Here is an 8,830-nt window from a genome sequence, read left to right as displayed (position 1 = left end):
ATTAATGGTTGCCCAAATTTGTTACCAAAATCTGATGCTCCATTACTTGCTTTTATTAATATATCCATTGGCGTTTGGTAGAGCCATTTACGCTCATCCATACCTTTTTCCCATGGTCTGTTATCTTCTAAACGAGAATACGACGTCATGTAAACTGCTGTCCCTGCTAATGGTAGCGAGCCTTTTCCTCCTGCAAGTCTGTCTCTTATTTCTCCTCCAGATCCTGTTGCAGCTCCATTAAATGGTTCTACAGTTGTTGGGAAGTTATGGGTTTCGGCTTTTAATGATATTACCGATTCGTAGTCTTTTATAGTATAAAAGTCGGGTTTGTCAGCCGTTTTAGGCGCAAACTGTTCTACTTTTGGGCCTTTTATAAACGCTACGTTGTCTTTATATGCCGAAACTATATCGTTAGGGTGATGTTTCGACGTTTCTTTTATTAATTTGAATAATGATGTTGGTTTTTCTTCGCCATCTATAACAAAGGTACCGTTGAATATTTTATGACGACAGTGTTCTGAGTTTACTTGAGAAAATCCAAAAACTTCTGAGTCTGTTAACGGACGTCCTATTTTTTTTGAAACGCCTTCTAAATAGTCTACTTCTTCATCACTTAAAGATAAGCCTTCTTGTGTGTTGTAAGCTGCTATATCTTCAATATTTAAAATAGCTTCTGGTTGTACATCTATAGTAAATGATTCTTGATTTAATCCATCGAATTTCTCTGAAATCATTGGGTCGAAGTCCGAGAAGTCTTTAGTTGATGCTTCAAATTCTTCAATTCTAATAATGCCTTCAATACCCATGTTTTGGGTAATCTCTACAGCATTAGTACTCCATGGCGTAATCATAGCTGCACGTGGGCCAATAAAAAAAGCGTCTAGAGACGCCGCATTTATTTTTGGTTGATTACCAAAAAGCCAGTTAAGCTTAGAGATAGTTTCAGTTGTTAATTCTTTTGTTGTTTGAACAGCGAATACTTTACTGCTTGTGTTTCCAAAGAAATGAATCATTTTATATGTAGTTTGTGTTGTTTTTTAAAAACGCAAATTTAAGCTTTTTTAATGGTATTTTTTTACTAAAATGTATACTTAATTTTTTAGTTGTTCACGGGGTTATTAACTATAATTAAAAAGATGTTCTAAAAAGCAATTTATTATTAATTAATCTATAATTAAGCTGTTTTATTCTTAAGGTATAACTTTCTAATTTTATTGTAGATAAAGGCATTTGTTTTAACGTAATGAAAAGAGATTAGGCAAACTATTATTACAAATAATAGTGCTCCTACAATGGCTTGATATGGTGTTAACGCTTTATAAAAAAAATGTTTTAAGCCGTAACCTGTTAATGCCCCAAAAATAATTGCAAAATGAATGGTATATATAGATAGTGTTTTTTCTCCTATTTTAATTATTATAGATTTTTTAGAAAACCGCTCTAAGCAATAAAATATTCCAAATATTACTAATACATTACCTAAGCGAGTAAACAGGTAGTTATAACTAGCACTAGATTTTAGTAGCTCTATATTAGTTAAGTTATATAGTTTTATTAAAAAAGTGGAGGAGTAATAAATAAGGAATAAACCATAGACAAAAAAGGCAATAATGGTAAATGGTTTAAATTTAGGTTTGTGTTCTAGGCTAAAAAATAGTGTTGCTATGCACCCCCCAAAGGCAGAGAAACCAAACCAAGGTAAAATGGTAAAAACAGATCCGTTTGCGGTTGTTATATAGTTTTCTAAAAACGTAGGGAGTTTTTCAATGTTTAGTGTTCTGTAAAAGGGTTCGGTTACAAAGCATAAATTACCTATAATAAAAAGTACAATACCTAGTATGTGGTAAGATTTTTTAAATATAGAATAAAGAAATATTAATAGTAATAGGGATAAACCAATGCATTGTAAGACATCTACTGCTAAAAAATTAGGACTGAAGTAGCCGCTTATTAATTGGAAAATATTGGCTCTTAAAGCATAACCAATAAGTATTAGCATGATGCCTCGAATAATTCCCTTTTTTATTCTTTTCCTTTCGTTTCCTTTTATTTTTGCTTTTAATAGTAAGTAAATAAAGACTAATCCTGAAATAGTAAAAAAAGTTGGCGCTGTTATACCTCTAAAATAACTCCAAATATTATAAATGTTGTTAGTGGTATCTCTGTAAATAGGGTTTAAAAGTGTGTCAATAAAATGACCTTGCAACATCATTAATATAGCAAAAGCCCTAACGGCATCAATAAAATATAATCGCTTAGTTTCCAAGTAAGTATTATTGCGTTAAATTTATATTTACTCTGGTTTTGCTTTTAAAAACAGTTGGACTATTCTCTCTAATACATTTCCGTATTTGGTTTTGCTCGAGTTAGATAGTGCTACTACAACCATTTTATTATTTGGGTATACTATAAGTTTAGTTATACCTCCAACAGATGTTCCATCATGGCTAAACCTTTTTAAGTTTTTATCATTAATTACTGCCCATCCTATTCCATAACCTGTTTCTTTTCCATCATCTATAGTGAGAGATGTTGTTAATGTTTTTATAGTTTTTTCTGAAAGAAATCCTTTATTAATAAATGCTTCTCCGAATTTAATTAAATCTGCTGTTGTAGAAATAAAGCCTCCTCCAGCCCATTTATAGCTATTATCTACATAAGGTGCATGTACTATAGTGTTAGAGGAATCTAGTGTGTAAAAAGATGTACGGTTAAAAATAATTTTTTCATTTTTATCGGCATAGGTTGTATGCATTTCTAGCGCATCAAATACTTCTCGTTGTACATAATCTATAAAATTTTCTCCACTAGCACCTTCTATTACAGCACTTAGCAAATTATAGCCATAGGAAGAGTAGGAGAATTTTGTTCCTGGCTTAAATAATAATTTATCATCTTTAAATATAGCAACACCAGATTTAACGGTTGTATAGTTCTCTTTGGATAAGTATTCGTTATGTTTATAATGTCTTATTCCTGCTATATGTCCTGCAACTTGCTCTATTGTTATAGGGTGCTTTTTTTTAGGAAAGTAGGAGACGTATTTTTTTACGTTATCGTCTATATTAATTTTACCGCTATCTATTAATTTACCAAGAGCTGCAGTGGTAATGGGCTTAGAAACACTGCCAATTCTAAATACTGTTTTTCGTGGACTTACTGGGACATTGTTTTCAATATCTGAAAACCCAAATGCTTCCGACCATACTATTTCTCCATTTATAGAAATTGCAATATCTATTCCTGGAATTTTTTGTTTTTGCTGAAGCGAATCTATAATACGGTGTGCTTCTAGTGTTACACTGTAATAATTATTATTTCTAATGGTTTGGCTAAAGCCTTTTAAACTAAAGAAACAGAATGTTATTATAGAAAATAGCGTATAATATATTTTTATGTAATTGTTACTGTACATTTAAGTATTGATGGTTATGTTTTATAAATTAGAATTTAGGGCGTTTAAGTTTTTTTAAAACAAAAAAATAAAGATGAATAGATGCGTATTCTAAATGTTTTTAACATCTATAATTGTAGAACATAGTTTGTGTATTTACTAATTTCTGGTGTTCCTAAATTTGTTATTCTATATTTAATCGAGATTTAATTCTGGCTATAATGCTTTTATCTGTGTCGGCATGTATATCTCTTAGTAAGTAATTGTAGTGATCGGGGTGCATTTTGTCTGCAAATTCAGTAATACCTAAATTGAATAGGGCTTGTCCAAATCTTTGATCGTAGTTTTTTATTAAATATTGAGATATGAGTTCTATGATTTCTTTATGTTCTTGTTTTAATGTTGCATTTAACCATTCTTTTTGAAACTCATTTGCTTTAATTTGATATTTTAAATATTCAGAAAAATTAACTAATTTATGTCTTAAATGGCCATAATCGTCAGATTCGTTTTCTAAATCATATTGTAATCGATTACCATTTTCATAGACTTGAATTTCTCTTAAAGGTAGCCCTCTTTTACTGGTCTCGTAATAGCATGTGTAATCTCCCCAAGAGCTACATTCTCCTTCTCTTAGATTTTTTCGTTGTCTTTTAAAATATTTGTGTCTATCCATGTTTAGGATTAAGTACGATGTTATTTAATTTAGCAATCTAAAGCTTTTCGCGATTTTCTGCCCTTCTCCTAAATCATTACTGTAGCAATATATTGTTGCTTCGTAAGCTATACCAAGTTTTTTGTTAAGTGCAGCTATTACAAAAACTGGATTGCGCTCGCCATCATAAACTTCATAAGCTATGGCGTAATATGCATTTGGTATGTGCGGTACTTTTCCGCCTAAAGCTGCATCTTCTAAACCTAAAGATTTTGCTGTACTTACAGCTCCGCTTTTTTGTGATGCTATAAAGCTAGCTGGTTGTTCTTCTATTTTAAATACCTCTATGTCTACTGCATAATTATTGTTTTCGTATCCTAAAACTGTCTCAGCTTCTGTTTCGTACTGTTTTAGTTTTTCGGTAGTAGTAAAAGCTATTTTGTATTTGTCAGATTTTACTTCGTGTTGTGCATTCATAGTAGAACACATAACAATCATTACTATTAGGGTTGATAAAATTGATTTCATTTTATATTAGTATAGGGTTGTTTAAAATATATTTAAAGATACTTAATTCTTTTGTCTTTAAAAGCGTAATAAAATTTGAGAATAAAAAAACGACTAGTGTTAGTCGTTTTTTTATATAATAGTAGAACTATATTTAGTTTGCTCCTTCTGGTAATTGTTGTGTAAAGATATAAGTTGCAACTGGTGGGCCTCCAAACACAGAGTTTGATGGATTGTTAAAAATATTGTTTCTTATATGTAAAACATCACTTGTAGCGCCAGAGTATACTGTATTACCATCTAAATTTATATCTGTAGCATTATACCCAGCAGAAAGGTAAGTTGCTACTGGAGGGCCTCCAAATACAGAATTATTAGGGTCGTTAAATACTTGGCTTCTAATAGAAGGTACATCTGATTGTCCTCCTAAGTAATTAAGCTTTCCATCTTGGTTAGCATCTCCTGCCCACATTGCAGCAACACCTGTTGGCATTATATATGTTGTTTGAGCATCGGTACCAAAAGTAATAGGGGTAGCACTATCTGTAAAGTCTACTGTAGTAGCTATTGTAGATAACGTTATTGTATTACTAGACATTATGCCTAAGTGATTGCGGTGTTTTATTGCTATAAAATAATTATCTGGCATAGCTGTAAAACTTAAACTAGATGTGCCATCTACATCTACAATGTCACCATCTCTTTGTAATAGAGCAGATTGACTTTCTATTACCGAAGTATTATCTGCGGAGTCTCTTAATTGTACTAAAACCCAATCCACAATGGCATCACTACCTACAGTGTTAAAAACTGTAGCATTACATGTTGTTGCATCGTAAGGGCTTGTTGTTGGGATTAAATTATTTACTCTTAAATCATCTCGCATCCAATCTTCTTCTCCTGATACAAAACTTCTATTTATGGCAGCTCCTTGTAAATAAACTTTTGCTGCTAATTGTAAATCTGTAGATGGAGCAGAGTAGCAGGTCCATGATAAATCGTCTATTCTAACTCTATTAGAAGTAGATTGATTATCTAAAACAACAATAACATTACCTTCTATATTAATATTAGAAACTGTTGTTGTTGTAGGTGTTGTATTATCTCCACTGTAAGGTATACTACCTACAGATACGCCGTTTACTAATAAATCAAATGTGCCAGAAGTACCACCAAATGTTAATTGAGTTGTTACTGTTAACTCACCAATTCCACCTCCAATGGTAGGAGAGGTTAAATTACCATTTCTAACAGTAATTGCTTCTCCATTAATAGTTTGGTCTGTTCTTGCATCTGTAGCATTCCAGATAAGTCCATTATCTCCAGTCCAAATTCTAGTGGTATAGGATGTAGGGATACCGCCAGATGAAGGAATATTTTGGAAACTTTCGTTTGCACATTCACTGCCACTTCCTGAGCCCATTAATGTAGTTTCATTAGCGGCTGTACTTTGTGCAGACATATTATTTGCAGCATCTGTGGCCAGTACGGTAAATGCATACATTGTTTCTGGTGATAACCCCGTTACAGTATAAGTTGTTGCTGCCGAGTTAGTAGAAACATAAAATGAACCGCCTATGTATATATCATAATTTGTTACAGCAGTATTATCTGTAGAGGCTGTCCATGATAAATCTACAGTTGTTGCTGTAGGGTTAGAGGCTGTTAAGTTTGTTGGTGTTGTTGGTGCTTGCGTGTCTGCAGTACCACCTCCCCATATAGTATTTACCCATGTTGGATTATCTATAAATGGATTTCGGTTATTTTGTCTGGCAAAAATAGCGTTATTTCTATCTATTTCTCTTTGCGATACAGGGTCTTGTGCATGCCATTGTAATAAAATACTTAAAAATGTATCTGTATATACTTGTTGACTTGATTTTATAATCATATCATAATTTGCTGAATATGTAGGGATATCATCTTCATAACGCGTTGCAAAATAAAAATGCATTCTTGCGATGTCTCCTTTAAATTCATCTATAGGCTCAAATACAGTATTGGTATATCCTGCCGAGTATCCAGAATTTAAGTTGTTACCTCTTCTAGAGCCATTTGTGTATGTTGCATTTGGTGTTTGTACTACACCGAATGGAAAACTACCACGTTGGTTATTTACATATTTGTCTGATGGGACTACAAAGTGCGCATCTGAACGTTCTGGAGTAGATTGACTAAAAAAAGACTGCGGTATAATATGTTCTCTATTAAAGTATTGCCCTTCGGAAGTACCACCAGAGCCAGGATCTCTATCTGTATCATGATCATATTCTTTAACATCTGTACCACTAGGGTTTTCTGTATACATATCTAATACAGTACCGTTATTCTCGTAGTAATTATCTACATCCGATGTTTTGTACGTTTCATATAAGCCACTATAACCAGGATCTGTAGATTGATATTCTGGAGATAAACCATCATTGTTATTATCAATAATGTTTTTAAGTTGTGTTTTTAAAGTATACCCTGTTCCAGTTGCGGAATTATAATATCCAGAAGGAGCTTGAGCAAAAGTTGTTAAGCATACAATTAATAGGGTAATTGTTAAGTAAACTTGTTTCATTTAATTTAAATTATAGGTGGTAATTCTTTTTTGCACTTTACACTTATGTAATTTAAGAATTTATATTTATTGTTTTATTAATTTTGAAACTTAATTTTAAACACTGTATGGTTGAGATATAGTATTTTAGCTATTGTTTAAAGGTTTATTTACGTATAATATTATATGTGTAATTAGCCTTTTCTTTCTAATAAAGCCATGTAAAAGCCATCGAAACCAGATTCGTGAGCTAGTATTTTTTTATCCTTAATAAACGTAAAATCTTGTCCGGTTTCGCTGGTTAAGAATGTTTTTACTTGGTCTTGGTTTTCTGAAGGTAAAATAGAGCATGTTGCATAAACTAACTTTCCTCCTGGTTTAACCATTTTAGAGTAGCTGTTTAAAATATCGGCTTGTGTACTTTTAATTTTATCTATAAATTCTGGTTGTAATTTCCACTTAGCGTCTGGGTTTCTTTTTATAACTCCTAAACCAGAACATGGTGCATCTATTAATACACGATCTGCTTTGTCGTGTAATTTTTTAATAGGTTTAGTAGAGTCAATTACACGCATTTCAATATTATGTGCTCCAGCACGTTTAGCTCTACGTTTTAATTCTTTTAATTTATTATCATAGATGTCCATTGCAATAACTTGCCCTTTGTTTTCCATTAAAGCTGCAATGTGTAATGTTTTACCCCCAGCTCCGGCACATGTATCTACAACTCTCATTCCTGGCTTTACATCTAAGAATTTAGCAACTAATTGAGAGGATGCATCTTGAACTTCAAAATATCCTTTTTTAAACGCATCGCTAGTAAATACGTTTTTACGCTCTGTTAATTTTAAAGCATCTGGATAGCCTTTAATACTTTCGGTTTCTATATCTAAATCAAATAGTTCTGATTGCAGTTTGTCTTTTGTTATTTTAAGTGTATTCGTTCTTAAAATAACATCGGCTTGTACGTTTAAGGCAACTGCTTCTTTATTCCATACAGTTTCCCCTAGTTCCTTAACAACAAGTTCATCCATCCAATCTGTAAAGGATTCTTTTACTTTTCTAATTTTAGAAAGCTCATCAAAACGCCCTTTAATTTTACGTATTGGAGTCCCTTCAAAGTATTTCCAATCTGGTAATTTTATACCTTTTAAAGTAGCCCAAACTGCAAATAACCTCCAAATATCGTCTCTTGAAAATGGTTCTTTTACATTTGCAATTTCGCTATATAAACGTTTCCAACGTACAATATCGTAAGTTGTTTCTGCTACAAAACCTCTATCTCTGCTACCCCAGCGCTTATCGCGTTTTAAAAGTTGTTGTACTACTTTGTCTGCATACATGCCTTCGTTAAAGATTAGTAATAAACCATCAACAGTAGCAAAACATAAATTTCTGTGTAATCTCATTTCTTTATCCTCTATAATCTTCCTTTATTCTGGCATATTGCAGGTAAAGGCGATTGGTGTTTAATTAAACGAATTAAAATCAAAGAATTATCGTTTTTAATTCGGGCTTGCAAAGGTACGATTTTAGAAGCAATTAAAATTATTTACAATAGGTAATTAAACGTTTAGGGTTTATTGAAGTCTAATTAATTGAGTTTTATATGGTAAAGTTGATAACTAGTCCTGTCAACTTTATATTTAATTAATAGCAACTCTAATAAAGGGAGAGTTGATTGTTTTTTGATTAATTAATTTTAAAAAAGCTTCAGTGTGGTTACTGA

6 protein-coding genes and 1 pseudogene are annotated in these 8,830 nt (G+C 32.1%); all 7 read right to left on the bottom strand.

What is annotated here, in order from left to right:
• A pseudogene (locus ACVC2P_RS09245) lies at window positions 1–1,013 on the bottom strand (phosphoribosylformylglycinamidine synthase); the annotation flags it as partial.
• 161 nt (window positions 1,014–1,174) lie between these two features.
• Window positions 1,175–2,266 carry a heparan-alpha-glucosaminide N-acetyltransferase domain-containing protein gene (locus tag ACVC2P_RS09240; RefSeq protein ID WP_452598190.1) on the bottom strand — a complete coding sequence of 364 codons (1,092 nt, stop codon included), beginning with the start codon at window positions 2,264–2,266 and terminating at the stop codon, window positions 1,175–1,177.
• 27 nt (window positions 2,267–2,293) lie between these two features.
• A complete protein-coding gene (locus ACVC2P_RS09235; RefSeq protein ID WP_452598189.1) occupies window positions 2,294–3,415 on the bottom strand; it encodes a serine hydrolase domain-containing protein in 1,122 nt (373 codons plus the stop codon).
• 163 nt (window positions 3,416–3,578) lie between these two features.
• Window positions 3,579–4,070, bottom strand: coding sequence for a hypothetical protein (locus ACVC2P_RS09230; protein WP_452598188.1), 492 nt, complete (start codon window positions 4,068–4,070; stop codon window positions 3,579–3,581).
• Between the two features lie 24 nt (window positions 4,071–4,094).
• Window positions 4,095–4,577 (bottom strand): hypothetical protein, encoded by a 483-nt coding sequence (locus tag ACVC2P_RS09225; RefSeq protein WP_452598187.1) that lies wholly within the window; start codon window positions 4,575–4,577, stop codon window positions 4,095–4,097.
• A gap of 133 nt (window positions 4,578–4,710) precedes the next feature.
• Window positions 4,711–7,122, bottom strand: coding sequence for an endonuclease (locus ACVC2P_RS09220; RefSeq protein ID WP_452598186.1), 2,412 nt, complete (start codon window positions 7,120–7,122; stop codon window positions 4,711–4,713).
• A gap of 173 nt (window positions 7,123–7,295) precedes the next feature.
• Window positions 7,296–8,510: an RsmB/NOP family class I SAM-dependent RNA methyltransferase gene (locus ACVC2P_RS09215; RefSeq protein ID WP_452598185.1), complete on the bottom strand. Its 1,215-nt coding sequence runs from the start codon at window positions 8,508–8,510 to the stop codon at window positions 7,296–7,298.
• Window positions 8,511–8,830: the final 320 nt, after the last annotated feature.

The sequence above is a fragment of the Pontimicrobium sp. MEBiC01747 genome (genome assembly GCF_053601635.1).
This window is presented reverse-complemented; position numbering and strand designations above follow the sequence as displayed.

Excerpts from the sequence above, each read along its gene's own strand:
- ACVC2P_RS09235 (WP_452598189.1), bottom strand. The coding sequence starts at position 3,415 with ATGTACAGTAACAATTACATAAAAATATATTATACGCTATTTTCTATA.
- ACVC2P_RS09230 (WP_452598188.1), bottom strand. The coding sequence starts at position 4,070 with ATGGATAGACACAAATATTTTAAAAGACAACGAAAAAATCTAAGAGAA.
- ACVC2P_RS09225 (WP_452598187.1), bottom strand. The coding sequence starts at position 4,577 with ATGAAATCAATTTTATCAACCCTAATAGTAATGATTGTTATGTGTTCT.
- ACVC2P_RS09220 (WP_452598186.1), bottom strand. The coding sequence starts at position 7,122 with ATGAAACAAGTTTACTTAACAATTACCCTATTAATTGTATGCTTAACA.
- ACVC2P_RS09215 (WP_452598185.1), bottom strand. The coding sequence starts at position 8,510 with ATGAGATTACACAGAAATTTATGTTTTGCTACTGTTGATGGTTTATTA.